Source organism: Kiloniellales bacterium (assembly GCA_030064845.1).
In the GTDB taxonomy this organism is placed as follows: domain Bacteria; phylum Pseudomonadota; class Alphaproteobacteria; order Kiloniellales; family JAKSDN01; genus JASJEC01.
In genome coordinates, this window is sequence record JASJEC010000012.1 from 59,844 (window position 1) to 85,371 (window position 25,528).

At 67.2% G+C, this 25,528-nt stretch carries 28 protein-coding genes; 16 read left to right on the plus strand and 12 right to left on the minus strand.

What is annotated here, in order from left to right:
• Positions 1-42 precede the first annotated feature (42 nt).
• Both QNJ67_06855 and QNJ67_06860 read left to right on the plus strand, forming a co-directional pair.
• The gene (locus QNJ67_06855; GenBank protein ID MDJ0608679.1) at positions 43-363 is read left to right on the plus strand and encodes a metalloregulator ArsR/SmtB family transcription factor; all 321 of its coding nucleotides are present in this window, start codon (positions 43-45) and stop codon (positions 361-363) included.
• A 79-nt stretch (positions 364-442) separates the two neighbouring features.
• Positions 443-1,540 carry a YeeE/YedE family protein gene (locus QNJ67_06860; GenBank protein ID MDJ0608680.1) on the plus strand — a complete coding sequence of 366 codons (1,098 nt, stop codon included), beginning with the start codon at positions 443-445 and terminating at the stop codon, positions 1,538-1,540.
• 4 nt (positions 1,541-1,544) lie between these two features.
• On the opposite strand, the gene QNJ67_06865 is transcribed toward QNJ67_06860, so the two are convergent.
• Both QNJ67_06865 and QNJ67_06870 read right to left on the minus strand, forming a co-directional pair.
• Positions 1,545-3,503, minus strand: coding sequence for an FAD-dependent oxidoreductase (locus tag QNJ67_06865; GenBank protein ID MDJ0608681.1), 1,959 nt, complete (start codon positions 3,501-3,503; stop codon positions 1,545-1,547).
• A 23-nt stretch (positions 3,504-3,526) separates the two neighbouring features.
• A complete protein-coding gene (locus QNJ67_06870) occupies positions 3,527-3,931 on the minus strand; it encodes a hypothetical protein (protein ID MDJ0608682.1) in 405 nt (134 codons plus the stop codon).
• 210 nt (positions 3,932-4,141) lie between these two features.
• On the opposite strand from QNJ67_06870, the gene QNJ67_06875 reads away from it, so the two are divergent.
• Positions 4,142-6,295, plus strand: coding sequence for an ATP-binding protein (locus QNJ67_06875; GenBank protein ID MDJ0608683.1), 2,154 nt, complete (start codon positions 4,142-4,144; stop codon positions 6,293-6,295).
• Positions 6,296-6,316: 21 nt separating this feature from the next.
• Here the strand turns inward: QNJ67_06875 and QNJ67_06880 are convergent, their stop codons facing one another.
• A complete protein-coding gene (locus QNJ67_06880) occupies positions 6,317-7,549 on the minus strand; it encodes a PQQ-dependent sugar dehydrogenase (protein ID MDJ0608684.1) in 1,233 nt (410 codons plus the stop codon).
• An 83-nt stretch (positions 7,550-7,632) separates the two neighbouring features.
• Here QNJ67_06880 and QNJ67_06885 point away from each other — a divergent pair, with 83 nt between their 5' ends.
• Positions 7,633-8,241: a septation protein A gene (locus tag QNJ67_06885; GenBank protein MDJ0608685.1), complete on the plus strand. Its 609-nt coding sequence runs from the start codon at positions 7,633-7,635 to the stop codon at positions 8,239-8,241.
• A 15-nt stretch (positions 8,242-8,256) separates the two neighbouring features.
• Here QNJ67_06885 and QNJ67_06890 read toward each other — a convergent pair whose 3' ends face one another.
• The 3 genes from QNJ67_06890 to QNJ67_06900 all read right to left on the minus strand — a co-directional run bounded on the left by QNJ67_06890 (position 8,257) and on the right by QNJ67_06900 (position 10,155).
• Positions 8,257-8,991, minus strand: a complete 735-nt coding sequence (locus QNJ67_06890; GenBank protein MDJ0608686.1) for a protein-L-isoaspartate(D-aspartate) O-methyltransferase — start codon at positions 8,989-8,991, stop codon at positions 8,257-8,259.
• A 208-nt stretch (positions 8,992-9,199) separates the two neighbouring features.
• On the minus strand, positions 9,200-9,721 hold the full coding sequence (locus QNJ67_06895) for a polymer-forming cytoskeletal protein (GenBank protein ID MDJ0608687.1): 522 nt from the start codon (positions 9,719-9,721) through the stop codon (positions 9,200-9,202).
• Between the two features lie 32 nt (positions 9,722-9,753).
• Positions 9,754-10,155, minus strand: coding sequence for a polymer-forming cytoskeletal protein (locus QNJ67_06900; protein MDJ0608688.1), 402 nt, complete (start codon positions 10,153-10,155; stop codon positions 9,754-9,756).
• Between the two features lie 265 nt (positions 10,156-10,420).
• Between QNJ67_06900 and QNJ67_06905 the strand changes: the two genes are divergently transcribed.
• The 4 genes from QNJ67_06905 to QNJ67_06920 all read left to right on the plus strand — a co-directional run bounded on the left by QNJ67_06905 (position 10,421) and on the right by QNJ67_06920 (position 12,261).
• Complete coding sequence (locus tag QNJ67_06905; protein ID MDJ0608689.1) at positions 10,421-10,654, plus strand: hypothetical protein; 234 nt, start codon at positions 10,421-10,423, stop codon at positions 10,652-10,654.
• A 92-nt stretch (positions 10,655-10,746) separates the two neighbouring features.
• Positions 10,747-11,223: a hypothetical protein gene (locus QNJ67_06910; GenBank protein MDJ0608690.1), complete on the plus strand. Its 477-nt coding sequence runs from the start codon at positions 10,747-10,749 to the stop codon at positions 11,221-11,223.
• 99 nt (positions 11,224-11,322) lie between these two features.
• A complete protein-coding gene (locus QNJ67_06915; GenBank protein ID MDJ0608691.1) occupies positions 11,323-11,787 on the plus strand; it encodes an MmcB family DNA repair protein in 465 nt (154 codons plus the stop codon).
• Between the two features lie 222 nt (positions 11,788-12,009).
• Positions 12,010-12,261 (plus strand): hypothetical protein, encoded by a 252-nt coding sequence (locus QNJ67_06920; protein ID MDJ0608692.1) that lies wholly within the window; start codon positions 12,010-12,012, stop codon positions 12,259-12,261.
• A gap of 377 nt (positions 12,262-12,638) precedes the next feature.
• Here QNJ67_06920 and QNJ67_06925 read toward each other — a convergent pair whose 3' ends face one another.
• Complete coding sequence (locus QNJ67_06925; GenBank protein MDJ0608693.1) at positions 12,639-13,376, minus strand: metallophosphoesterase family protein; 738 nt, start codon at positions 13,374-13,376, stop codon at positions 12,639-12,641.
• 130 nt (positions 13,377-13,506) lie between these two features.
• On the opposite strand from QNJ67_06925, the gene QNJ67_06930 reads away from it, so the two are divergent.
• Complete coding sequence (locus QNJ67_06930) at positions 13,507-14,739, plus strand: hypothetical protein (protein ID MDJ0608694.1); 1,233 nt, start codon at positions 13,507-13,509, stop codon at positions 14,737-14,739.
• A 27-nt stretch (positions 14,740-14,766) separates the two neighbouring features.
• Here the strand turns inward: QNJ67_06930 and cobT are convergent, their stop codons facing one another.
• On the minus strand, positions 14,767-15,801 hold the full coding sequence (cobT, locus tag QNJ67_06935) for a nicotinate-nucleotide--dimethylbenzimidazole phosphoribosyltransferase (GenBank protein ID MDJ0608695.1): 1,035 nt from the start codon (positions 15,799-15,801) through the stop codon (positions 14,767-14,769).
• A 107-nt stretch (positions 15,802-15,908) separates the two neighbouring features.
• On the opposite strand from cobT, the gene QNJ67_06940 reads away from it, so the two are divergent.
• From QNJ67_06940 to QNJ67_06955, 4 genes are all read left to right on the plus strand, one after another.
• On the plus strand, positions 15,909-16,670 hold the full coding sequence (locus QNJ67_06940) for an adenosylcobinamide-GDP ribazoletransferase (GenBank protein ID MDJ0608696.1): 762 nt from the start codon (positions 15,909-15,911) through the stop codon (positions 16,668-16,670).
• Positions 16,667-17,320: a histidine phosphatase family protein gene (locus QNJ67_06945; protein ID MDJ0608697.1), complete on the plus strand. Its 654-nt coding sequence runs from the start codon at positions 16,667-16,669 to the stop codon at positions 17,318-17,320. The genes QNJ67_06940 and QNJ67_06945 overlap by 4 nt, the downstream gene beginning before the upstream one ends.
• A gap of 55 nt (positions 17,321-17,375) precedes the next feature.
• Positions 17,376-18,101, plus strand: coding sequence for a lipid-binding SYLF domain-containing protein (locus QNJ67_06950; protein MDJ0608698.1), 726 nt, complete (start codon positions 17,376-17,378; stop codon positions 18,099-18,101).
• Between the two features lie 145 nt (positions 18,102-18,246).
• Entirely contained in the window at positions 18,247-18,897 is a 651-nt protein-coding gene (locus QNJ67_06955; protein MDJ0608699.1) for an SCO family protein, read from the plus strand.
• Positions 18,898-18,947: 50 nt separating this feature from the next.
• Here the strand turns inward: QNJ67_06955 and QNJ67_06960 are convergent, their stop codons facing one another.
• The 4 genes from QNJ67_06960 to ugpB form a co-directional block, all read right to left on the minus strand.
• Positions 18,948-20,030 (minus strand): sn-glycerol-3-phosphate import ATP-binding protein UgpC, encoded by a 1,083-nt coding sequence (locus tag QNJ67_06960; GenBank protein MDJ0608700.1) that lies wholly within the window; start codon positions 20,028-20,030, stop codon positions 18,948-18,950.
• A gap of 34 nt (positions 20,031-20,064) precedes the next feature.
• A complete protein-coding gene (gene ugpE, locus QNJ67_06965; protein MDJ0608701.1) occupies positions 20,065-20,910 on the minus strand; it encodes a sn-glycerol-3-phosphate ABC transporter permease UgpE in 846 nt (281 codons plus the stop codon).
• Positions 20,910-21,791 (minus strand): sn-glycerol-3-phosphate ABC transporter permease UgpA, encoded by an 882-nt coding sequence (ugpA, locus tag QNJ67_06970; GenBank protein MDJ0608702.1) that lies wholly within the window; start codon positions 21,789-21,791, stop codon positions 20,910-20,912. The genes ugpE and ugpA overlap by 1 nt, the downstream gene beginning before the upstream one ends.
• A gap of 61 nt (positions 21,792-21,852) precedes the next feature.
• Positions 21,853-23,166 (minus strand): sn-glycerol-3-phosphate ABC transporter substrate-binding protein UgpB, encoded by a 1,314-nt coding sequence (gene ugpB / locus QNJ67_06975; GenBank protein MDJ0608703.1) that lies wholly within the window; start codon positions 23,164-23,166, stop codon positions 21,853-21,855.
• 190 nt (positions 23,167-23,356) lie between these two features.
• Here ugpB and QNJ67_06980 point away from each other — a divergent pair, with 190 nt between their 5' ends.
• The 3 genes from QNJ67_06980 to QNJ67_06990 all read left to right on the plus strand — a co-directional run.
• A complete protein-coding gene (locus tag QNJ67_06980) occupies positions 23,357-24,244 on the plus strand; it encodes a methylated-DNA--[protein]-cysteine S-methyltransferase (protein MDJ0608704.1) in 888 nt (295 codons plus the stop codon).
• A gap of 72 nt (positions 24,245-24,316) precedes the next feature.
• Positions 24,317-25,018 (plus strand): SprT family zinc-dependent metalloprotease, encoded by a 702-nt coding sequence (locus tag QNJ67_06985; GenBank protein ID MDJ0608705.1) that lies wholly within the window; start codon positions 24,317-24,319, stop codon positions 25,016-25,018.
• Positions 25,019-25,291: 273 nt separating this feature from the next.
• Positions 25,292-25,528, plus strand: a 237-nt coding sequence (locus tag QNJ67_06990; GenBank protein MDJ0608706.1) for a C4-dicarboxylate ABC transporter, incomplete at its 3' end; no start/stop codon positions are given.

Here is a 25,528-nt window from a genome sequence, read left to right on the forward strand (position 1 = left end):
GCGGACGAGCGGGCCGCACGGTGAGCAGAACGGATCTTGGTGATGGAAGCATCGGCAGAGACCTTGGACGACATGGACGCCATGGCGGAGAGCGCGGAAGCGGCCAGCAACCTGCTGAAGGCCCTGGCGAACGAGAATCGCCTGCTGATCCTCTGCGTCCTGACCCAGGGCGAACATTCCGTGACCGAGCTGGAGGAGATGCTGGCTTTGCGCCAGCCGACGGTCTCCCAGCAGCTGGCCCGGCTCCGCGCCGACAACCTGGTCAGTTGCCGCCGCGACGGAAAGGCGATCTACTATTCCATCGCAAGCGACGAGGCGCGCCGGGTCATCGACCTGCTTTACGACATGTACTGCGCGTCCTAGGGCGGCAAGACCGGTCGAAAGACCGCAGCGCGGTAGAACTTGGCGCCTGGCGTCGCGGAGCAAGGCGGCGGGCCAAATCATGGACGAGATTTCCCCGACCACACTGGTCTCAATCCTCGGCTTCGCCGGCGGGTTGGTCCTCGGCGCGACCGGCCGCGCCGTCCAGTTCTGCACGCTGGGCGCCATTGCCGACGCTTTTCTGACCGGCAACACCCGGCGGATGCGGGCCTGGGTCCTCGCCATGGCGACCGCGATCCTCCTGGCGCAGGGCCTCCATGTCGTCGGCGCGATCGATCTGCACGATTCGATCTACCTAGGGTCCGGTCTCGGCTGGCTCGGGATGATCCTGGGCGGCCTCTGCTTCGGCTTCGGCATGGCTCTGGCGGGTACCTGCGGATACGGGACCCTTCTGCGCCTCGGCGGGGGCGATCTCAGGTCTCTGGTGGATTTCCTGGTCCTCGGCATCGTCGCTTACATGACGCTGCGCGGCCTGACCGGCCTCGGCCGGGTGCTTTTCATAGAGCCTGCCAACGCCGACCTCTCGGCGGTGGGCGGCCAGGACCTGGTCGCGGTCGTCGGCTGGATGACCGGCGGCGATGAAGCAGTGCTCCGCCCCTTCGTCGCCGGCCTGATCGTCCTGGCCATGGCCGCCTACTGCTTCAAGGACCCCAAGTTTCGTACGAGCCGCGAGGACCTGTTCGGCGGCCTGGTGATCGGCGCCGTGATCGGCTTCGGCTGGCTCTCGACCGGAGTCCTGGCGGCCGACGACTTCGACCCGTTGCCGCTGGAATCCTTCACCTTCGTCGCGCCCTTGGGAAACGCCCTGGTCTACCTCATGACCTACACGGGCTCGGTCATCGACTTCGGCATCGGCTCGGTCGCCGGCGTGATCCTCGGCGCGTTTATGGCGAGCAGGGCAAAGGGCGACTTTCGCCTCGAAGCCTTCGACGACCCCAAGGAGATGATTCGCCACCTGAGCGGCGCCGCGCTTATGGGCTTTGGCGGCGTGACGGCCCTCGGCTGCACCATCGGTCAGGGCGTTTCCGGGATCTCCACCCTTTCGCTCGGTGCTCCGCTCGCGCTCGTGGCGATCTTCGCCGGTGCCTATCTGGGCCTGAAGTACCTGGTCGAGGGCAGCATCGTGGGCGCGCTGAAATCAGGCTTCGCGCGCTACTAGCTGATCAGATGGCCTCTCCGACCTTCGTCGCCTCGGCGACAGCGAAGGCGACGCTGCGCGGCGCGAGCGCGTCGCCGACGACGTGGACCTCCGCCCCGCTCTGTTCGGCCGCGGCCAGGAGCGCCTGCTCGGAATCCCGGCCGCGCCAATCGATCAGCGTCGCCACGTCTGCGAGCTCGGTGCGGGCGCGGGAAAAGAGGTTGCTGAGAACGATTCGGTCGCCCGCCAGCCGCTCGATTTTCTCGCCCGGGCGGAAGACCGCGCCGGCGCCCAGCAGGTGCTCGTAGATCGGTGTGCGGACCACCGGGTCGATGCCTTCGCCGACCAGGAAGTCGGTGGTCACGATGGTCAGCGGCAGCTCGCGCGCGGCTAGCGCCTCGGCCGCGGCGAGGCCGGTTCGCCCGCCGCCACCGTCGCGCAGCACCGTGTGGCCGGAGAAGGCGCCGGGCGCGCCCAGCACCTCGTCCGGCGTGGCAATGCGGATCACCGAGTCCTCGGCGCCGTCGGGCGGCACGGCGTCGCTCGGACGCGAACCCGTGGCCAGCACGATGACCTCGGCCTCGAGTCCAGGCAGGTCGGCCGGCGCGATCCGGCGCCTGCGCTCGACGCGGACCTGCAGCTGCTCGAGCTGCCGCCGCCGCCACGCGACCGCCTTCTCGAACTCACGGCTGAGCGGCGCCGTCGCCCAGAGGCCGAGCCGTCCGCCGACTTCGTCCGCCGCGTCGTAGAGCGTCACTCGGTGGCCCCGCTTCGCCGCGGCGCGCGCCGTCTCGAGGCCGGCGATGCCGCCGCCGATCACCGCGACTCTCTTGCTTCGGGCCGGCCGCGGCGCCGGGGCCGCCGTCCGGTCCCGCGCGGGCTCTGCGTGGTGGAAGCAGCGCAGCGGACCGCCGGTCAAGTTGATGCAGACATTGGCCCCGACGCAGGGGCGGATGTCCCCTGCGCGCCCGTCGCGGATCTTGGCGACGATCTCGGGATCGGCGATGTGCGCCCGGGTCATGGCCACCATGTCGGCCTTGCCGTCGCGAATCACGGCTTCTGCGAAGGCCGGGTCAGTGACGCGCCCGGCGACGAACACGGGGATGTCGACCGCCTGCTTGATATTGGCCGCCAAAGGTACGAAGACGCCCTGGGGCAGGGGGGTCGGCCCCCAGTGGCGCATGCGGCCCATCCGGTTGTAGTTGGTGCCGTAGATGACGTTGAGGTAGTCGAGCTGCCCGTCCGAAGCGAGCCGGCGGGCGATCTCGCGGAGATCGGCGGGCGTCAGCCCGCCCTCCACGCCCTCGTCGCCGGGAATGCGCAGACCCAAGATCAGATCCGCACCGAGCGCGTCGCGCACCGCGCCGATCACCGCGCGCGCGAAGCGCAGCCGGTTCTCCAGGCTGCCGCCGAAGTCGTCCTGGCGCGTGTTGGACAGCGGTGAGAGGAAAGCACCGATCAGGAAGCCGAAGGCGCCGAGCAGTTCGACCCCGTCGAGCCCGCCCCGGCGCACCCGGTCCGCCGCCGCGCGGTGGGCCTCGACCATCTCGGCGATCTGGCCGGAGGTCATGGCGAGCGGCGTCTCGCGGGCCAGCTCCGACTGCACCGGCGAGGGCGCCCAGAGCGGTCGGCCCGGGGCCGAGACGTTCAGGGTCGCGGCCGAGTGGGCGAGCTGCGCCAGGATGGTGCCGCCCTCGGCGTGAACCGCCTCCGCCAGGCTGGCGTAGCCTGGCACGATCCGCTCGTCCAGGTTCTGCAGGCTGTAGGCTGTGCCCAGGGTGCCGCTCGGGTGGACCGCGGTCGCCCCGGTGATCTGCAGCCCGGCGCCGCCGCGCGCCCGGGCCCGGTGATAGGCGACGTAGGCCGCCCCCGGCAGGTTGTCCTCGGCGAGGCGCGGCACGTGGGCCGAGATCAGCACCCGGTTGCGCAGGCGTTTGGCGCCGACCGTCAGCGGCGAGAGCAGATGCTCGAAGGTTTCCGTCATGCTCCGCCAGCCCTCCGCCGGCGCTAGAGAATGTCGGATCTGAACTCGATGTCCCCGCGAAGAAAGCCGATCCACCTGTTGTAGTTGGGGTGGATCCGCCGAACCCCGTCGCGCTCGCTGTAGTTCATGTTCGAGCTGGTTACGTAGTAGATCGAGAAGGAATCGGTGTCGTAGGTGATCGTGATGTCCACGGTGTGCTTGCCCTCACGACGCACCAGAGTGGCGTCGATCACGCCGGGACTGGTGCGCTTGACTTTCCAGCCCCTCCCCTCGGCCATGGCCTGGATGAAGTCGCCGACCTGCTGGACGGTGGGGTTGCCCTTGGCGCGGAGCGACAAATTCTCGTAGTCCTCGATCGGGGCGTTCTGACAGGCGGACAGCAGGACGAGCATCACCATCGAGGCGGCGAGGCTGAGAGTGTTCTTCATGGTGCGTCTCCCTACTCGATACCCGATCATGCCACGGGCGCGGTGTCTAGGCGTCCCCAATCGCCTCGGGCGATCCCATTTGATGGCGGCCTTTTCGGGCGGCGTCGATCGCGATTCCGATAAGGATTGAATAACTCAATTTTAGGGTGCAAACCTTAGACTGTTCTGGTTCTCTTCTGAGTTGTATCACCGCGGTCCGGGATCATGATAGTGGCCAAGCGCCGGCTCGCCCTGCTCTTTCTAGTCTGCCTCGCAGCAATCGTCGCTCTGACCGCCTGCCTCGTCGTCGGCCGTCAGATGCGTGCTCAGGCAGAAAAGCAGTGGCTGCTCAGGGCCGAGGCTGACGCCGCGCGTTCGAGCGACGCGATACGGATTTCCCTGGAAAAGTCTATGGTAAGCCTGCGGTCGTTTTCCGCCCTTTTCCACAGCCGATATCCGGTCGACAGCCAAAAGTTCGAACGGGCGGTCGAGACGCTGGAGCCCTGGATCTTCGAGTTCCCCTTCTCCGCGGTCGCCTACGCCGAGCGGACAGCACGCGCCGGGCGTGCGGCCCTGGAGTCGCGCCTCGGCGGACCTTTGACCGTGGTCGGCGAAGCCGCACCGGCCGCGGACCGCTATGCCCACTTCCCGGTCACCCTCCTTTCGGACCCTGAGGGATACCTCAAGGTCGGCGACGATCTGACCAGCGTGCCCGAGATCGAAGCCGCCGTCTTGACCGCCTTCCGGGCGCCCAGCCAGGTCGTTGTGGGGCCAAGCTTCGAGACCGGGCAGGGCGGTCGCGGCATCATGCTGGCCTTCTCCGCCCCGAACGGCGAGGCCCTGGGGGTTCTCGCCGCGCGGCTCGACCTCGGCGAGTTCCTCGAAGAGGCCGTGGCTGCCCACGCACCGCGCGGACTCGTCCTGCGCCTCGCCGAGCGCGACACGGAATCCCGCGCCTCGACCGTGATCAACCCGGTCATCGGCGCCTTGTCCCCGCCGCCGCAGGCGCGCAAGACCATCCCAATCCGCATGTCTCACGGCAAGGCCAACTGGGAGCTCTATTGGGACGTGATGCCGGCCTACGAGATGGGGCCCGACTTCGCCCAGGCGACGGCATTCGAGGTCAGCGGCATTTCCCTCACACTGCTGATTGCGGCCGTGCTCGGCTTCCTGTTGAACCAGAACGCGCGGGTCCATCGGATGGTCAAGCAGAGGACCGCGGAGCTGGAGCAGAGCGAGACCAGCAAGACACACCTGATCAACAGCCTCGAGGGAATCGTCTGGGAGGGCGATATTGCGGCTCTCCGCTTCGGCTTCGTCAGCCAGCAGGCGGAGCGCCTGCTCGGCTATCCCGCCGAGCAGTGGGTCTCGGATCAGGCGTTCTGGCGCAACCGTCTCCATCCGGAAGACCGGGAGCGGGTGGCGGGGCTCTACGCCGCCGCCGCGACCACGGGCGGCGCGCACGAGATCGAGTACCGCATGATCGCGGCCGACGGCGACGTGAGGTGGATCCGCGACATCCTAACCCTCCCGCTCGACGGCGGGCCCGGAACGGCGCGCGGCATCATGGTCGACGTGACCCGTCAGAAGAGCTTCGAAACGGACCTGCGCGCTGCGAAGGAGGACGCCGAGATCGCCAACCGCGCCAAGAGCGAGTTCCTCGCCAACATGAGCCACGAGCTGCGCACGCCACTCAACGCGATCATCGGCTTTTCCGAACTGCTGCAACGCGACAGCCCGCGGATCGAATGGGCCAAGCAGCGCAAGATCTTCGCCAAGGACATCCACCAGTCGGGCCTTCACCTGCTGGAGATGATCAGCGACATCCTGGACGTATCGAAGATCGAGTCGGGCCGGGAGGAGCTGCAGGAATCTCTGATCGATCCCAGCGAGCTGATGAATGCGGTCGTCTCGCTGGTCCGGCTGCGGGCGGAAAATTCGGGCGCGGAACTCAGGACCGAGGTGCCGGACGACCTGCCGCCTCTGGTCGCGGACGCCTGCAAGATGAAGCAGATCCTGTCCAACCTTCTGACCAACGCCATCAAGTTCACGCCGCCGGGCGGCGAGATCGTCGCGCGGGTCTGGCACGACGCGCCGACCGGCTGCCATTTCCAGATCCGCGATAGCGGCATCGGCATGACCGCCGAGGATATTCCCCGGGCGCTCACGCCCTTCGTTCAGGTCGACAGCAGCCTGTCGCGGCGCCATCAGGGCACCGGGCTCGGCCTGCCGCTGGCCAAGTCGCTCACCGAGGCCCACGGCGGCACGCTCGAAATCGAGAGCGCAGTGGGCCGCGGAACGACGGTCACCGTCACTTTGCCCACGCACCGGGTCGCCAAGCCGGAACAGGAGGTCGACTGGAGCGCGCCCGGCGAGGCCCTCTGACGAAGCGGCGCCTTTCCGGAACTATCGCTTTCCGATCAGCCGAATGATCTTGTCGTCGCCCGGCTCGGGGTTGGCCCGGCCGTCGCGGTTCGAGGTCAGGATGTAGAGCTTGCCATCGGGCCCGGAGACCACGTCGCGAAGCCGGCCGGGGGAGGCGCCGGGGACGCCGGCGCCGAAGAGGCGTTCGATCCGGACCGCGCGGTAGCGTCCCGCGCTCTCGTCGAGCGTGATCCTGATCAGCGCGCCCTCGCCCAGAACCGCCAGGAACAGCGCCCGGTCGTGGAATGCCAGACCGCCCGGCGGCGTGGTTTCCTCGGTCCAGGCGACCAGCGGGTCGGCCAGTCCCGCCAGTCCCGGCGCACCGACGGCGCGGGGCCAGCCGTAGTTGCCGCCGGGTCGGATGACGTTGATCTCGTCGTGGGCGCCCAGCCCGAATTCGCCGGACGGGCCGTGATCGGAAGCGAAGAGCGTCCCGCTGACCGGATGCCAGGCCAGGCCCTGGGGGTTGCGGTGGCCGAGGGAATAGACCGGCGAGCCTGGAAAGGGGTTGTCCGGGGGCACCGCCCCGTCCGGCGTCAGTCTGAGAATCTTGCCGGCCAGAGAGGCGCCGTCCTGGGCCTGCTCGTTCTCGAAGACCTCGCCGGTGGCGATGTAGAGCATGCCGTCGGGCCCGAAGCCGATCCGGCCGCCGTTGTGGAACACCCAGCCGGGGATGCCGTCGAGAATGACCCGGTCGAAGTCGCCGCTGTCGCCCCGGTCGCGCAGCCGGACCACGCGGTTCGCGACCTTGCCGTCAGGCGTTTCGTAGGTGTGCATGGCGTAGATGAAGGGCCGTTCCGGGAAGTCGGGGTGGGCGGCCAGCCCCATGAGCCCCCCTTCGCCGCTGATGAAGAGCGTGATCAGACCGCCGGCCAGGCTGCCGCTCGCCCCCTCCGCCGAGTCGAGCGTCGCGTAGGGTGTCTCGGCCAGCACGCCGTTCCGCCGGATCAGGCGGATGCGTCCCGGGCGTTCGCTGACCAGCGCGCGGCCGTCCGGCAGGAAGATCAAGGACCAGGGAACCTCGAGGCCCTCGATCCAGGTCTCCGCCTCGTAGTCCCGCGCCGCCGACTGCTGCTCGTCGGCCGGCCCCTGGGGCGCCGGGCCGGTCACCGGCCCCGGCCCGGCCAGTGCGCAGCCGCCGAGCGCCAGCGCCAGGGCGGCGGCCAGGGCGCGCAAGCCGGCGGGACCCGCGCCGTTTCGCAATCGGGAATTCATCGAGGCTTCCGACACGACATTTCGATCCGCTCTCGAGTCTGCTACCTAGTGCAGCCCGACGGAACAATCCAGGACTGCGCTTCATGGCCAACGCGAGCACCGACGCCCCGAAGTGGCTGCGGCCCACGGTCGACTACGGCCCCCTGGCGGCCTTCTTCGCCGGGTATCTCGGCTGGGGCCTGATGCCCGCCACCGCTGTCCTGGTCGTGGCCACCGTGCTCGGCGTGCTGCTCTCCCTCGCGATCGAGCGGCGGGTTCCCGTCATGCCCCTGGTCACGGCGGTCGTGGTCTGCGTTTTCGGCGGCTTGACCCTCTGGCTCGACGACCCGCGCTTCGTGAAGATGAAGCCGACCATCGTTCAACTGCTGTTCGCCGTGGTGCTGTTCGGGGGTCTGGCCTTCGGCAGGCCGCTGCTGAGCCCGCTCATGGGCCATGCCTGGCCGATGGATCAGGACGGTTGGCGCAAGCTGACCTTCCGCTTCGCCTGCTTCTTTCTGGCCATGGCCGCGCTCAACGAGGCGGTCTGGCGGACTCAGAGCACGGACTTCTGGGTGACCTTCAAGGTCTTCGGCATCCTCGCGCTGACCATGGTTTTCGCGGTCTGCCAGGCCCCGCTGATGCAGCGTCACCACCTTCCGGAGGAGGCGGCCGCGGGCGACGAAGGGCCGGACGACCGGCCCGAGACGGGCTGAGCCGGCGGCGCGGGCTCAGGTTCGCTCGCCGCCCTGGAGCGGCGAGAAGATGACCGGCAGAACGCGGGTCCGGCTCAAGCTGCCGTCGAACCGCTTGCGCACCACGGTCAGGTACTGGCCCTCGCCACCGTTGCTGAGCGGGACGACCATCCGGCCGCCCGGCTTCAACTGATTGACCAGGGGCACCGGCAGGTGGTCCACGGCTTCCTTGATGATGATCGCGTCGAACGGCCCCTTGGCCTCCCAGCCGTAGTAGCCGTCGCCGTGGCGGGTGTGGGCGTTCGCCACCTTCAAGGCGCTGAGGTTGTCCGCGGCCTGCCGGGCCAGGGGCTCGACGACCTCCACGCTGTAGACCCGTGCCACCAGCTTCGACAAGACGGCCGCGTGATAGCCGGCGCCGGTGCCGGTCTCGTAGACCACGTCGCCGCGCTTCAGTTCCGCCAGGTGGGTCATCAGGGCGACAAGATAGGGCGACGCCAGGTTCTGATCGTGGCCCAGAGGCAAGGGATGGCTGTTGTAGGCCAGGCCGCGCAACGGTGCCGGAACGAAGAGATGACGGGGCACGCTGCGCATGGCATCGAGCACCCGACTGTCGAGTTCCGAGATACCGATGTTGCTGCCGGTGATTCGCGCCACCAACTCGACCCGGCGGACCATCTCCTCCCGCAGCTTCGGGTAATCGGGGGCCTCCGCGCCGGCCGGCGGCGCGGCGAGAAGCAGGATCAGACCGGCGGCCAGGCGCGCAAGCAACGCGCGCGGGCCGGGCGAGGCCCCGGGCCCCAGCGCTGCCCCGAGCGCCGGACCGGACGCGGCCGGGCCACTAGAGCAGATCCGGGTTTGGCTGGATCGCCGCAGGCGATCCATCGAAGCCGGTGAATCTGCTTTATCAAGTTGATATCGGGCGGATTCACATGTTTTGCCGGAACCGCGAAGCGTTTCCGGCAAAACATGATCCGCTCTAGGTCGGTGACACCTTGCCGGGGCTTCCGGCGCCCTGGCCCGCCGCCGCAGCCATCTTGGGCACATTCGTCGCTTCTCCCGTCTTCGGCTTTGTTTCCATCTTGCTGGTCATGGCGCCGCTCTGGGGTTTGTCTTCGCCCAGTTGCCGCACCTGGCCCTCGAAGACCGCACCCGACTCGATGGCGAGGTTCCGCGAGGCCAGTTCACCCTTGATCCTTGCCGTTGCCGACACCGTGATCGACTCCGCCCTGATCCGCCCCGTCAACGAACCCTGAACGCGGACGACCTCGGCCTCGACGTCCCCGGTCACCGTGCCGCCTGGGTTGATCGTCACGCCCCGGCTCTTGACGTCGCCCTTGACGCTGCCGTCGATCTCGAGGTCGCCGCTGCCCAGGACATCGCCGACCACCTGCATGTCCCCACTGATCCGCGATACCGCGGCGCTCGAGGTGCTGCGGTTCAGGGTCGGAGCCGACGGCGCGGGCGCCGCCTTCGGTTTGTCGCCGCTCTTCGAAAACATCTTGCCTGCCTCCTTCTCGAGTTTCTTGCGGTTCAGTCAAAGTCGGCGCGTGGGCGCCAGGGACGGCGCCCTTCCAGCAGTGCGCCCGGTTCGATTGCCAGATGATGATGGATAATGCTGCCGACGACCACGGCCGTGCCCTCGATGCCGACTTCCGTGGCGCAGATCTGGCCGGTCACCTGGCCGCAGATCAAGGTGCGCTGCGCCGTGATGCCGCCCTCCACTTGACTGCCAGGCTCGACCACCACGGTATGCCCTCGAATGTCGCCCTTGACCCGGCCGAAGACCTGGAGCGTGCCCGGGGTATCTATGTCGCCGACCACGAAGTCCTGGGCGCCGATGACCGAGAGGCCTCGGCCTTCTTCGACCGTCCGGCGCAGGGATTCGATCTGCGCCACCCAGTCGAGCTCCTGCTTCTCCGCCTTCGAGAACATGCTAGCGCGCCCCGGGGGTCGTGTCGTGCGCGGGCCGGGCCGGGTCGGTCTCGACAGATACGAGGGGCCAGGTCATGGCGAGCTTTCGGCCTCCGAGAACGTGGCGAGCGCCCGACCGTTCGGCTTGGGCTGCTCAACGTCAAGGTTAATACACTGTAAAGATTTTGGCACTAGCGTCTGGAACCTGGAGTCCCTGTCGTCGGAGCCGAGGGGACTGTGCGCCCGCGATTCCACGCGGTCTCGCCACTGCAAGAGGAGCTCAGGCTTGAGTATCTGGGGAAAGATCGTGACCCGGACCAGACGCGGCGGTCGGAACCGCGGCCAGACCGCCAGGGACGTCGCCCTGGCGGCGAGCTTTGTCCGTTCCCTGGAGACCGACGACGCGGCCGCCAACGACGAACTGCGGCAGTTGGCGCTCGATCTGGAGCGCATCGCCGAGGACCTCGCACAGGTGCCTTCTCAGCGCCGCCGCGGAGATATCATTAACAGATTGAATTAACAGAGTATTTCTTGTCTCCTTCCGCCCGCGCGCTAAAATAGCGCCCGACGCCCGGAGTAACGGGGCGCGTTGACGGGGAACAGGGGGACGGCATGCCAGGAAGGCTGACCGAAGACCGCATCAAGCGGACGGCCGCGGCGGCGGGAGCCGCCATGGCGAGCGACGTTGCATGGCAAGGCACGCAGGATACCGGAGGCGGCGACCGCCTCAGAGCAGAGAGCGCGCTCGAGGCCTGCCTCAGCCGGGTCGACCCGAGCGTGGCACGATCCTTCGACGCGGACCAGCTGCGCGCGCTCGAGGTCATGCTCGATCTCAGGCGGATCCGGCGGCATGCGATCGACTTTCGCCGAAGCTTCTCGCTGGGCGGCGCCCGCTACTACGCGGCGCTCTTCATGGGCCGGGAGCACAGGAACCTGATCCGAAGGGCAGAGCCGGGAAAGCGGAGAGCGAAGACCGGGGGATGGATACCCTGGGCCCTGGTGATGTTGCTTGGCGCGCTCTACCTGGTCGACCACGCCGAGACCCTCGGGCGGGCCGGAACCGAGCTGCTGGGCTTTCTGCAGATCTGAGGACCGCGCGCCGGCTGCCGGCACTTCGATCTCGGGATACCCGCGGGGCCGCGAATCATCCTATGATTTTCGCTCGGGAACCCGCGTGTCGAGACCGAGATGACTACAGGGCAACAAGGCGAGCCGCGCGAGACCACCTTGACCGGGCGAAGCACCGCGCTCGCCTTGGCGCGCGGTGTCGCGCGTACCCTATCCGATCTCGGCGTAGTGACCCTGACCGAGTTCACCCTGGGTTCTGGGCGCCGGGTGGACCTGATCGGCTTCGATCGGGCCGGCCGGACGACCATCGTCGAGATCAAGACCAGCGTTGAGGACTTCCGCGGCGACAGGAAGTGGCCGGAATACCTGGCCTACTGCGACCGCTTCTACTTCGCGGTGCCCACAGGGTTTCCACGGGAGGTACTGCCCGGCGATTGTGGCCTCATGGTCGCCGACGGCTACGAGGCGGCGATCCTGCGCGAGGCGCCCGAGCGCAGACTCAACGCGGCGCGGCGCAAGGCACTCAGCCTCAGTTTCGGCCTGGTCGCCGCAGAACGCCTGAGCCGGCATCTCGATCCGCGTTAGGGCCGGCACCCGGTGCGTGCGAAGCTGGCCGGATCCGCTCGACATCAATTTGTTAAGGCGGATTCACCGGGTTTGGTGGATCGCCTCTGGCAATTCCGTCAAACCCGGATCTGCTCTAGAGGTCTTGAAGGCCGTGACGTTTTATCGGAACCTGCGTCGTGTGAGCCCGCCTGCCGCAATGCCGAAAGCCGGTGTTCGGCCGACACCGCGGAGATGACGGACATGCGATACGCCTTGCTCATCGTCGCCCTCACCGTTGCCGCGTCGATTGCCACCTTCGTGCGCTATCAGAGCCTCCACCCCTGCGACTGGATGGAACAGGATTTGGCCAACCAGTGGGAAGTGCCGCGGCTTATCGCGCGGACCAAGATCCGGGCCGAGTTCCTGCTCGACGGCGTGGCCGAGCCCGGCGTCTATCAGTGCCTGGTGAGCTGGTGGGAGCTGCGCGCCGAAACGGCGTCCCGAGACACCTGAGCGCTAGGGCCTGTTGACACTCACGTCGCGCTCCTGGTCCGAGTGAAATCGGCCTGCTGTTAGGCGCGAGGAGGAAGGACATGCCGAGCATATTCGACCCCAGTCTCAGTCTCTGGGAGCAACGCGGCAGCGGGCCGATTTCGCCGGATCCCTTCGGGACGGGGCGCGTTTGCGCCGGGGCGGCGTCGCGGAAGGTCTTGTGGGGCCCCACCCCACGGCGCCTCCCGCTCCTGGCCCCGGCGCAAATTCGCTCCCGCCAGGAGCGCGCCGTGAGTGTCAACAGGCCCTAGAGCGGATCATGTTTAGATGGAACCACTTCGTGGTTGCCAACTAAATATGTGAAGCCGCTCTACATCCTAAGTTTAGCGCGGACTGTTTCAGACCTGGAGGACGGCCCGGCGGTCCTCTTCGAGCGCGAGCGCGGTCAAGGCGCCGCCGTAGCAGGCGCCCGTGTCGACGCCGATGCGGTTGTGCCTTAGAACCGGGGCGCCGGTCGGGGTATGGCCGTGCACCACGACCTTGCCGTGGTCGGCCTCGCTGCTCAGGAAGGGCTCGCGGATCCAGAGCAGGTCCTGCGGCTGCTGTTCGTCGAGCGGCACGCCCGGCCGGATGCCCGCGTGCGCGAAGAAGTAGTCGCCCTCCGAATGGCTGTAGCTGAGCCTCTCGAAGAAGCTCCGGTGCGCCGCAGGAATCTCCGCCGTGAGCTGCTCTTGGAGCCGGCCCCACCGGAGATCGATGCCGTAGCTGAGGCAGGTTTCCTGGCCGCCGTTCATCAGCCACGGCCGGATCGCCGACTCGTCCTCCAGGGAGCGGAGCAGAAACTCCTCGTGGTTGCCGATCAGGTAGACCGCGGCGAAACCGGGTGGCGGCCCTTCGATCAGGAGATCGATCACGCCGCGTGAATCCGAGCCCCGGTCGATGTAGTCGCCGAGATAGACGACCAGCCGGCGTGTCGCTCTCGACGCGTCGGCGTCGGCGAGAATCTTTTGGTGCAGGGCGCGCAGGAGATCCGATCGGCCGTGGATATCGCCGATGGCGTAGATCCTGGACCCGTCGGGTGTTCGGGCCGCGCGCCGCGCGCCGCTCCGCGGCTGGGATGCGGCCGTAACCGTCATGGGAACCGCAGGATGTGACGCAACACGATGGAAATCAATCCCTTCATAGACACTTAACCCTTGAGCAAGACAAACAAACTAGCATTAAAGGACCAATTGATGCCCGGCAGCGTTTCCCAGAACGTTAACAATGCTTTCCCAGTTCGCGAACGTACCGTCTTCTGAGGAAGAAGTCCTTCTCGATTACGCGGAACGCCTCGCGCGCTTCCGCGAAGGGCGCCGCGCTGTCTACATCCACATTTCCCGGCTCCAGAAGCACAATCGCCAGACACACCATCTCAGGGTCGCCGCCACGACCTTCGAGGCCCTGATCAAGACCTTTAACGGCGCCCTGTTCCGCATCTACAACGGAGACCTCGTGGTGGTGCTCCAGGGCGCAAAGGTCTCGGAGATCGACGACTGCATACTGCGCCTGCGCTACCTCTTCAGCGACGACCCGCTGCTGGCCGGTCACGAGAGCGCCGGCGCCGAGTTCTGCACCTGGTTCGACATCGAACGCGACTACCCGAGCTTTCTGTCGATGGCGAGCAAGGCCGTCGAGGGCCGCAAGGGGCACGAAGAGTCGCTCAAGTCCGGTGAGGGCGCGCCCAAGCCGCCCGAAGAGCCGAAAAAGGCGCTCGTGCCGCTCGATCCCAAGAGCCTCGCGCTGGTCATCGAAGCGATCGATCAGGCCGACCTCTCGACCAAGATGCGGCGCCAGCCGGTCTGCGCGCTGGCAAGGAATGCGCCGCCAAAGGTCCTTTATCACGAGGTCTTCGTTTCGATCGACGACCTGCGGACGACCCTCCTGCCCAGCTGCGATCTGACCGCGAGCCGATGGCTGTTCAACGAGCTGACGCTCTACATTGACCGCTGCGTCCTCCGGGCCCTGGCCAAGAACGACGACGCGACGCTCTCGAACCTGATCAGCGTCAACCTCAACATCAAGACCCTGACCCAACCGGAATTTCTCGACTTCGACTCCCAGCTCGGCGACTCCCGCCGCCAATCCCTGATCATCGAACTTCAGCTCTTCGACGTGATGGCGGACTTCGAGAGCTTCCTCTTCGCGCGTGAGCTCTTGAAGGGGCGCGGCTACAAGCTCTGCCTGGAAGGGGTGACCCGCCTGACCCTGCCCTACATCGACCGCGAGAGCATGGGCTTCGATCTGGTCAAGCTGAAATGGGAAGACAGCATGATCAGCGAGGAAGAAAGTCATCGGCTGGCGAAGCTGCGGGAGGCGGTCAAGCGTCAATCGCCCGAGCGCATGATCATGAACCGCTGCGACAACGAGGCGGCGATCGAGTTCGGCCGCGCCCTCAATATTCACGCCTTCCAGGGCTTCATGGTCGACCAGCTGCTGGCCGGGCCGGCCGCTGCCTGAGCCCTCCGGCTAGGGCGCGCTTCGGCTTCAGCTCGGGCCGGACGGCCCGCTCACGCCGGCCTCCGCGAAGGTCGCCATGCCGTTGTGGCAGGCGACCGCGGCCTTCAGGATCAGGATGGCCAGAGTCGCGCCGGTGGCCTCGCCCAGCCGCATGTCGAGGTCCAGGATGGCGCGCTTGCCAATCTTCTCGACCAGGCCCCGGTGTCCCGGTTCGGCCGACAGGTGGGCGACCTGGCAGTGGTCCAGGGCGTGGCCGGCCGCGGCGTGCAGCACGGCCGCGGCCGCGGTCGCGGCGAAGCCATCGATCAGGACCGGGATCCCGGCCATGCGCGCGGCGATAATCGCCCCGCTGATCGCGGCGATCTCCCGGCCGCCCAGGCAGCGGAGCACCTCGAAGGGCTGATCGGCGCCGGCGGCGTGCAGGGCGACCGCCTGCTCGACCGTGGCGATCTTTCTCTGCAGCCGCGCATCGTCGATCCCCGTGCCGCGCCCGACCCAATCTGCGGCCGCGCCGCCGTAGAGCGCGTGACAGATCGCCGCCGCGCTGGTCGTGTTGGCAATGCCCATCTCGCCGACCGCGAGGATGTCGAGGCCCGGTTCGACCGCCATCATGCCGTAGCACATGGCCGTGACGCAGTCTTCCTCGCTCATCGCCGGCTCCGCCGCGAAGTCGCGCGTCGGCTCGTGGAGCGCCATCTCGTAGACCCGCAGGTCGCCGTCGACCAGGGCGCAGAGCTGGTTGACCGCGGCGCCGCCGTCGATGAAGTTCTTGACCATCTGTTCGGTCACCGCGGCTGGATAGGCCGAGACGCCGCGGTCCGCCACCCCGTGGTTCCCGGCGAAGACCGCCGTATGCGGGCGCTCGACCCGAGGCTCGACCCGCCGCTGCCAGGCCGCCAGCCAGATCACCAGGGTCTCCAGCCGGCCGAGCGAGCCCGGCGGCTTGGTCAGCTCCGCCTGGCGCGCCTCGACCGCTGCCTCGGCCGTCTCGTCGCGCTCGGGCAGGCGGCCCAGCAGGTCGCGAATCTCGTCGAAGTTCGCCGCAAGCTTCTGATCGGTCATGGCTTTTTCCCGCCCCTCGGGTTCTTGTTCTCTTGCGCCTCGGGGCAACTGTCCTATAACCCTGGGCCGGTGGCCAGCCCCATTCACTCCCTAGCGTAACGCTCGTCATGGCAAGCCCCTGGTTCGACGACGCCATTCGGGACCTCAAGGTCGCGACCGTTTTTCTGACCCGGCTCCCGGTCAGGGTGACGGGAGATCTGCAACCGACGGCGATCGGCCGCGCAATGCGCCTGGCGCCCCTGGTCGGCCTGCTGGTCGGTCTCGCGGGCGGCCTCGCTTACGGTCTCGCCCTGGATTTCGGTCTGCCTCCTCTGGTGGCCGGACTGCTCGCGGTCGCCGTCACCATGCTGGCGACCGGCGCCTTGCACGAGGACGGTCTGGCCGACGTCGCCGACGGCTTCGGCGGCGGGCGGGACGCCGAAGCCAAGCGCGCGATCATGCGCGACTCCCGGCTCGGCACCTTCGGCGCGGCCAGCCTCTTCCTCTCGATCCTGCTGCGGGCGGCTGCGCTCGCCGCCGCCGGCGGGTCGGGGTTGGCGGCGTTGGTCGCTGCCCACGCCGTTTCCCGCGCGCTCTTGGCGCCGGTCATGGCCTTCACGCCGACGGCCTCGACCGAGGGTCTGGCGGCGGACGCTGGCGATCCCTCGCCGCGCGACGCCGGTATCGCGCTCGCGCTCGGCGGGCTCCTCGCGCTCCTCGCCCTCGGCCTGTCCGACGCGTTGCTCGCGCTGCTGCTCGCAGCGGCCGCCGCGGGCGCGATAGTCTGGCTGGCGCGGCGCATGATCGGCGGCTATACGGGGGATGTCTTGGGAGCGGTGCAGCAGATGGCGGAGATCACGGTGCTTCTCGTCGTGGCGGGGTCGCTGTGACGGCGACAACGCGGTGGTGGTGGATTCGTCACGCGCCGGTCGACTCCGGTGGGCGGATCTACGGCCAGAGAGACCTGCCCGCCGATTGCGGTGACACCGCGGTGTTCCGCCAGCTCGCCGCCTGGATGCCCGAGGAAGCGGTCTGGCTGGAAACGCCGCTGCAGCGCACGCGCCAGACCGCGTCGGCGATTCGTGCGCACTGGGAGGAAGAGCGGCGCGCCCGGGTCGAGCCGCTGGTCGAGGCCGAGCTGATGGAGCAGCACTTCGGCGATTGGCAGGGGCTGACCCACCAGGAGCTGGCCGATCGGCGCGACGGCGCGTGGCACCGTTTCTGGCTCATGCCGGCGACCATGGCGCCGCCGGGCGGCGAGTCCTTCGCCCAGCTGGCTGAGCGGGTGTCGCTGGCGGTTGAGCGCCTCAACGCCTCGCACAGGGGCCGGGACATCGTCGCGGTCGCGCACGGCGGCACGATCCGCGCCGCCCTGGCTCAGGCCCTCGGCCTCGAGCCGGAGTCGGCGCTCGCGCTGAGCATCGACAACTGCTCGCTGACCCGCCTGGATCACATCGCGGGACCGAGCTGGAGCGGTGCCGGGGATGAAGCGGAGTCCTGGCGCGTCGTCCGGGTCAACCAAGTGGCGTCCGCGCCGTGACGGCAGCCGCAAGTTCGTCATGGATCAACACCGCCGACGGGACTATGATCGCGCGATGATTGTGGAACCACAGCAGGCGACTAGTCCGGGCGGTCTGGCGCGGCCGTCGCGACGCCGGCTCTGCGCCGCGCTCCTGGCGGTCACGACCGGCCTTACCGGATGCTTCACGGCGTCGGCCGAGGAGCAGGCCGAGCAGCTCATCTACAAGTCGCGTTGGACGCTCGAGGATCTGCTGGAGAACCCAAACCTGGAACAAGAGCTCCCGCTCTATCTGAAGGAAGCCAGCGGCGTGCTGATCTTCCCCGACGTGTTCAAGGGCGGGTTCATCCTGGGCGGCGAGGGCGGCACCGGTGTGCTGCTCGCCAAGGACCAGACCGGCGCCTGGGGACAGCCGGCTTTCTTTACCTTGGCGTCGGGCAGCGTGGGCCTGCAGATCGGCGGCCAGCTGTCGCAGATCGTCCTCACCGTGATGAACGAGGAGGCGGTGCGCGGCCTCCTGAACGAGAAATTCAAGCTCGGCGCTGACGCCAGCGTCGCCGTTGGCGTGGTCGGCGGTGGCATCGAGACCTCGACCACGAGCAACCTGGGCCTCGACGTCTACGCCTTCTCCACGGCGGTCGGGCTGTTCGGCGGCGGCGCCCTGGAAGGCGCCTTTATCGTTCCGCGCGACTCCCTGAACCAGCAGTTCTATGGCCAGGAGGTGACGCCGAGCGACATCATCCTCCACGGCAAGGTGGCCAACCCCAAGGCCGACGACCTGCGCCGGGCGCTGCCCCGCTAGAGCAGACCCGACAAACCCGGATCTGCTCTAGGCGTCGATCACGTTCTCGCGCAGCCGCGAAAGAAGCGGTCGGCGCACTGGCGGGGCCGCCTCACTGGGCCTATATCCCCGGCGTAGAAAAGTTTTCCCCCCTCGGAGCCGCCCGATGCCGCAGTCCGCGCTCGCCCGTGCCCTTATCGTTTTCTTTCTCGGACTGAGCGTCCTGGCCGCCGGCGTCGGCGGCTGGCTCTGGTCGCAGCGGGGCGGTCCGGCGGTTGCCGTCACCGGGCCGACCAGCAGCCAGGGCACGGCGCTGGTCGGCGGGCCCTTCGAACTGGTCGACCAGAACGGCCAGCCGCGCAGCGCGGCCGATTTTCGCGGCCGCTTCATGCTGATCTACTTCGGCTACACCTATTGCCCGGACATCTGCCCGACGTCGCTCCTCTCCATGACGCAGGGCCTCGATCTGCTGGCCGAGACCGACCCGGAGGCTGCGGTGAAAGTCGCGCCGATCTTCATCACCGTCGATCCGGAGCGCGACACGGTCGAGACCATGGCGGCCTACGCGTCGAGCTTCCACGAGGACCTCGTGGCCCTGACCGGCACGGCCGAACAGGTCGCGGGCGCCGCCAAGGCCTACCGGGTCTACTATACCCGCTACGACGACGGCGGCGGCGACTACCTGATGGACCACACGTCCCTGATCTATCTGATGGGGCCGGACGGCGCCTACCTGAGCCATTTCGGCCATACCGCGCAGGCCGACGAGATCGCCGCCGGGCTGCGCCGGTACCTGGGCGGGCAGGCGGGCAGTTAATGGAGCACGGACCGGAACCGCGAAGCGTTTCCGTCAAGACACGATCGGCTCTAAACCTCGAGCCGCTGGCCCGAGCCGGGATCGAAGATGTGCAGGCGCGCGGGCTCGACGGAGAGCGGCAAAAGGTCCCCGGGTTTGGCGGAAAAAAGCCCGTCGAAGCGCGCGGTCAGCGTCTTCCGATCGGTGCCGAAGTGGCCGTGAACCAGGGTATCGGCGCCCAGCTGCTCGACCACGTCGGCCTTCAGACGAGCCAGACCGCGGTCCTCCTCGGTCAGAAAAAAATGCTCGGGGCGAATGCCGAGGGTGATCTCGCGCCCCTTGAGCCGTGCCGGAGCGGCCAGGGGTAGGCGGTCGCCTCCGGGCAGCTCTACGGCCGTCCCGTCGTCCGCTATGCGGGCGGCCATCAGGTTCATGGCGGGCGAGCCGATAAAGCCCGCAACGAAGGTCGAGGCCGGCCGCTTATAGAGCTCCATGGGGCTGCCCAACTGCTCCACCCGCCCCTCGTTGAGTACCAGCAGGCGGTGGCCCAGGGTCATGGCCTCGACCTGGTCGTGGGTAACGTAGACGCTGGTGATCCCCAGGTCGGCCTGCAGCCGCTTGATCTCGATACGCATCTGGACGCGCAGCTTGGCGTCGAGGTTGGACAGCGGCTCGTCGAACAGGAAGGCGCTCGGCTCGCGCACAAGCGCGCGCCCCATGGCCACCCTTTGGCGCTGCCCGCCGGAGAGCTGGCGCGGTTTGCGCTGGAGCAGGTCCTCGGTCAGCTCGAGGATCTGCGCCGCCTTCTTGACCCGCTGCTCGATCTCGCCTCTGGGCAGGCGCCGGATCTTGAGGCCGTAGGCCATGTTGTCGAAGACCGACATGTGGGGATAGAGCGCGTAGTTCTGGAACACCATGGCGATGTCGCGCTCCGCCGGTTCGAGCTGGTTCACGATCCGGCCGTCGATGGAGATCGTTCCTTCTGAAATGCTCTCCAACCCGGCGATCATCCTGAGCAGGGTCGACTTTCCGCAGCCCGACGGGCCGACCAGCACGACGAACTCGCCGTCCGCGATGTCGATATCGACGCCGTGAATCGCCTTGAAGCCGTTGGGGTAGACCTTTCGGACGCCGGCAAGCGCGACCCCTGCCATCATCCACCTCTTGCCGCGCGCTGATCCAGCTCGGTCATTTCTCGGTTTCCACCAGGCCCTTCACGAACAGCCTCTGCATGAAGATGACGACCATGACCGGCGGCAACATCGCCAACATGGTGGTCGCCATGATGATCTGCCACTCGGCCTGGGCATCGCCGACGGCCAGCATGCGGTTGATGCCGATCAGGATGGTATAGAGCCCCTCATCGGTCGTGATCAGCAAGGGCCAGAGGTATTGGACCCAGCCGTAGATGAACAGGATCACGAAAAGGGCCGCGATGTTGGTGCGCGACAAGGGGATCAGGATGTCCCAGAAGAAGCGCAGCGGGCCGGCACCGTCGATCCGTGCCGCTTCGGCCAACTCGTCGGGAACCGCGAGGAAGACCTGACGGAACATGAAGGTGGCCGTGGCCGAGGCGATCAAGGGAATGATGAGGCCCGGATAGCTGTTCAGCATCCCGAGGTCGGCGACCACCTTGAAGGTCGGCAGGATGCGCACCTCGACCGGCAGCATCAGAGTGATGAAGATCAGCCAGAAGAAGAACAGTCGGAAGCGGAAGCGAAAGTAGACAATGGCGAAGGCCGCGAGCAAAGAAATCAGGATCTTGCCGGTGGTAATGCCGAGCGCCATGACGAGGCTGTTGAACATCATGACCCAGACCGGGGTGCCCACCGCCTTGGCCCCTTGCGTCATGGCGATGTCGTAGTTCTTGACCAGCGAGCCACCCGGCAGCAGCGGCATGGGGCTGACCAGAAGGGCCTCGAGCTCATGGGTCGAGGCGACGAAGGCGACATAGATTGGAAAGGCGACCAGCGCCACGCCCAAGAGCAGCACCGCGTGGGTCAGATAGGTGATCCAACTGCTGTTCGTGACCATCAATAGTGCACTCTTCTCTCGATGTAGCGGAACTGCACGATCGTGAGCGCAATCACGATGATCATCAGGACCACCGACTGCGCGGCCGAGCCGCCCAGGTCCAGACCCAGAAACCCATCGTGGAACACCTTGTAGACCAGGATGTTGGTGGCCCCGGCCGGACCACCCTCGGTGACCTGGTGAATGATCCCGAAGGTATCGAAGAAGGCATAGACGACGTTGATGACGATCAGGAAGAAGGTGGTCGGCGTCAGAAGCGGAAAGACGATGGTCCAGAAGCGCCGCGCCGGCCCGGCGCCATCGATCGCCGCCGCCTCGATCAGGGACTTGGGAATCGCCTGCAGGCCGGCCAGGAAGAAAAGGAAGTTGTAGGAGATCTGTTTCCAGGCCGCGGAAACGATGACGAGGAAGAGGGCTTGCTCGCCATTAAGGGCGTGATTCCAGCCATAGCCCATTTGGTTAAGCAGGTAGACGATGATGCCGAGGTTGGGGTTGAAGAGAAACAGCCAGAGAACGCCGGCCACGGCCGGCGCCACGGCATAAGGCCAGATCAGAAGGGTCTTGTAGGCCATCGCGCCGCGGATCACCCGGTCGGCTTGGACGGCCAGATAGAGCGCGGAGACCATTGCCAGGAAAGCCACGGAGAAACTGAAGACCGCCGTCACCTGCAAGGACTGGAGATAGGTCGGGTCTTGAAACAAGTCGCGGAAGTTCTCGAACCAAACGAATTCCGTGCTGAGGCCGAAGGCATCCTCGCGCAGCACCGACTGATAGAGCGCCTGCGATGCGGGCCAAATGAAAAAGATCAAGGTGATCGCGATCTGCGGCGCCACCAGCAGGTAGGGAAGCGCCGACTTCCCGAATACGACGCGCTTTTCCATGGCGGGTTCGATAGGTGAGAGCCGCCCCGCCCGCCGATTCGCGGGCGGGGCGGCCGCAAGGCTAGTTCACGCTTTTCTCGAACTTACGCAGTTGGGCGTTGCCGCGGGCAACGGCATCGTCCAGGCCTTGCTGGGCGGTCTTCTGGCCGGCCCAGATGGCTTCCAGCTCTTCGTAGATGATGCCGCGAACCTGAACGAAGTTGCCGAAGCGCAGGCCCTTCGAGTTCCCGGTCGGCGCCTTGGAGCCCATTTGTAGGATCGGGATGTCGCGTCCGGGGTTGTCTTCGTAGAACTTGAGCTTCTGCATCAGATCGTAGGCCGTCGTCGTGATCGGCACGTAGCCGGTGTTGGCGTGCCAATAGGCTTGGACCACCGGCAGAGAGAGGAAATTGAAGAAGGTGGCCACGCCCTTGTAGTCCGCGTCGGAGTGTCCGCCCATGACCCAGAGGCTCGAACCGCCGATGATCGTGTTTTGCGGTGCGCCCGCGACGTCGGGCCAGTAGGGCAGGTTCGCGGTGCCGAACTCGAACTTGGCGCCGGCCTTGAATCCGGCATAGCCGGCCGAGGACTCCGTGTACATGCCGCATTCGCCGCTGGTGAACTTGGCATTCCCGAGATTGCGCCGGCCGCCATAGACGAAGATCTTGTCCTTCTGCCAATCGGCCATCTGCTGGATGTGCTTGACGTGGGTCGGGCTGTTGAACCGGAACTCCGTATCGGCACCGGCAAAGCCGTTCTCCTTGGTGCCGAAGGGGATGTTGTGCCAGGCGCTGAAGTTCTCCAGATGGATCCAGGACTGCCACGCAGTGCTGAAGCCGCAGGGATAGCCCGCGGCCACGATCTTCTTGGCGTACTCGCCGACCTCCGGCCAGGTCTCGGGCGGCTTGCTGGGATCCAGCCCGGCCTTCTTGAAGGCCTCCTTGTTGTAGTAGAGCACCGGTGTGGAACTGTTGAAGGGCATCGACAGCATCTTGCCGTCGGTGGTCGTGTAGTAGCCGGCGACGGCTCCCAGATAGGATTTGGGATCGAAGGGAACACCGGCTTCGGCCATGAGCTCGTAGACCGGTTTGATGGCGCCCTCGGCGCCCATCATGGTGGCCGTGCCGACCTCGAAGACCTGCAGTATGTGCGGCTGCTCACCGGAGCGGAAAGCCGCGATGCCCGCGGTCATGGTCTCGGGATAGCTGCCCTTGAACGAAGCCACCAGCTTGTAGTCGCTTTGTGACTGGTTGAAGTTCTCGGCGATCTCGTTGACCCGCTCGCCCAGCGCGCCGCCCATGGCGTGCCACCATTGAATCTCTGTCTGGGCCGAGGCCGTCCCGGCCGCGAAGGTCACGGCGGTGGCCAGGATCGCTCCCAATCCACGCATTCTCATCGTCTGGTCCTCCCAAGGAATAGGCCTCGGCGGCCCTCAAGGACCACCACGGGCGTAAGTTAACAGCGCCACAAGATCGTTCTATGACAGCCCCTCCTTATGCCGCCGGGGGCCGCGCAAGCTTCGGATAGAGAGCCTTCGGCCTTTGAGGCCTTATGGGACAGGATCTATCATCGAAGGAGCAAAGATCATGCCCGAGGGCGGAATGACCGGCAACCCCACGGCCCGGCGGAGCGACAGGGACGCGAAATCCGGGCGACAGCTCGACCTGGTGCGGCGCGCGTGCGAGCTGATCGAGGAACGCGTGGGCGAGCCCGTGACCCTGGCCGCGCTGGCCGAGGAACTGGGGGCCAGCCCCTGGCACCTGCAACGGGTCTTCAAGAAGGCCACCGGCGTCAGCCCGCGCGACTACGCCGACGCCAGGAGGGCGGCGCGTTTTCGCAGCGGTCTCAGGCACGGGGACTCGATTGCGGGCGCGACCTATGAAGCCGGCTACGGCTCGTCCAGCCGAGTCTACGAAGGCGCGCGCTGGCAGCTCGGCATGACGCCGGCGTCCTACGCCAAGGGCGGGAGGGGCGCCGAGATCGTCTACGACATCGTCGATTCGCCGCTGGGCCGGCTGCTGGTCGCCGCGACCGAGAAGGGCATCTGCTTCGTCAGCCTCGATGCGGACGACGAGACCTTGGTGGCGAACCTGAAACGGGAGTTTCCGGCGGCGAACGCGCTGACCCGCGACAGCGAGACGATCGGCCCCGCCCTGGAGCTGCTGGTCGCCTATCTCGACGGCGAGACTCCTCACCTGGACCTGCCGCTCGACGTCCAGGCCACGGCCTTTCAGCGCCGGGTCTGGCAGGAGCTGATCGCGATTCCGCCCGGTGAGACCCGCAGCTACTCCGAGGTTGCCCGGGCCATCGGCAATCCCGCCGCCCGCCGGGCGGTCGGCCGGGCCTGCGCGACCAATCCCGTGGCGCTCATCGTGCCCTGCCACCGCGTGGTGCGCGGCGACGGGGCGGTCGGCAACTACCGCTGGGGCGTGCAGCGCAAGGAGGCGCTGCTGGCGCGCGAGGCGGCGGGATAGGTTGCTCCCGCCGCGGACCCGGCTTATACCATATCCATGGCCGAAGAGGCTTCGAACCTCAAGATATTGGAGTTGGACGGAGAGCCGGTGCCGCTAGCGGTCAAGCGGCACGCGCGGGCCCGGCGCCTCACGCTGCGCCTCGACCCGGCCTCGGGCCGCTTTCATCTCGTATTGCCGAGGGGCGTGCCGCTGCGCGAAGGACTGGATTTCGCGCGCCGCCGCTCGACCTGGATTCTGCACCAGCTCGGCTCTCTCCCGCCACGGGTCCCCTTCGCCGACGGTGCGGTGATCCCTCTGCTCGGCCGGCCGCATAGGATCGAGCATCGGCCGACCGCGCGCGGCGCGGTCTGGCGCGAGGCCGAGGCGCTCTGCGTCGCCGGCTCGGCCGAGCACCTGCCGCGCCGGGTCGGCGACTACCTCAAGAAGGAGGCGCGCGCCGAACTCGGCGACCGCGCACGGCAGAAGTCCCGGCGAGTCGGACGCCGGATCGCACGGGTCAGCCTGCGCGACACCCAGAGCCGCTGGGGCAGCTGCAGCCGGGACGGCCGCATCAATTTCTCCTGGCGCCTGATCCTCGCCCCCGAGTCCGTGCTCGACTACGTGGTCGCCCACGAAGTGGCCCATCTGGTCCACATGGACCACAGCCGCGAGTTCTGGCGCCTGGTCGACCGGCTGACCGCCGACGTGCCCAAGTCGAAGGCCTGGCTAAGGAGGCACGGGGCCGGACTGCTGCGCTACGGCGGCAGCTCGCCGCCGTATCTGCCCGACTCGTAGAGCGCCTTTCTTCGAGACCGGCCACCTCTACCTCGAGGCCCGTGACCAAGTGATCGCGGCGTGGATCAAGGCTTTCCCGAGAGGTGGGAGCGGCCTTGAGCGCCCAGTGCCGCATGCTTGGCGCAGGAATATTGATCTACCTCAAGGTTTTTGGGGCGCTTCCGGGGGAGTTTGGGTAGTGTCAGGGGCACGAAGCCGAAATCGGCTCTACCGGAATGCTGGGGACCGTCGCGCCCGCGTCGGGACCGGCCGAACCTAACGGGAGGTCTTTCTATGCGCACCAAAACACTGCTCGCGGGTGCCGCGAGCGCAGTTCTGCTGTTGTCCGCGCCCGCCTATGCGACCTGTGACGACGGCGAGATCGTTATCAAGTTCAGCCACGTCACCAACACCGACAAGCACCCCAAGGGCATCGCCGCCTCGCTGCTCGAGAAGCGGGTCAACGAGGAGATGAACGGCCGGGCCTGCATGCAGGTCTTCCCGAACTCCAGCCTCTACGACGACAAGAAG